This is a genomic window from Bartonella capreoli (assembly GCF_902813205.1).
Lineage (GTDB): Bacteria > Pseudomonadota > Alphaproteobacteria > Rhizobiales > Rhizobiaceae > Bartonella > Bartonella schoenbuchensis.
The window spans coordinates 1-413 of sequence record NZ_CADDZX010000304.1 but is presented as its reverse complement, the minus strand read 5'-3'; the positions used below and the strand labels follow the sequence as shown (position 1 = coordinate 413).

Below are 413 nucleotides of genomic sequence, written 5' to 3'. Positions count from 1 at the left end.
GATGCTGGTGTATGTCCAGGGTCCAGTGCTGCTGCATAAACAAAAGGCTTAAATGGAGAGCCAGGTTGGAGAGAAGAGGGGGGGTATAGAGGAAAGGAGGAGGAAGAGAAAGAAAAACCAACAAAAAGGGAAAGAAAGAGGAAGGGAGGAGGGGAAAGAGCGACAAGGGCAGAAGAAGGGGTTGGGGGGGGGGGAAAAAGAGAGAAAGTGGAGGGAGGGGAGAGGGGGGAAAAAAAAAGGAAAGAAAAAAAAGGGAGAAAAGAGGAGAAGGGGGGAGAAGGGGGGAGAAGAGAAGGGGAGAAAAAAAAAGGAAAGGAGAAGGGGGAAGGAGAGAGAGAGAAGGAAGAAAGGAAGAGGGAGGGGGAGAAGAAAGAGGAAGGGGAAAGAGGGGGGGGAAAAAAGAGAAATATTTT

1 protein-coding gene is annotated in these 413 nt (G+C 49.6%); it reads left to right on the top strand.

Features of this window, described 5'->3' with window-relative positions:
• Positions 1–52: 52 nt before the first annotated feature.
• The coding region (locus J7R05_RS08545) for a hypothetical protein (RefSeq protein WP_208541902.1) at positions 53–413 on the top strand (361 nt) is incomplete at its 3' end.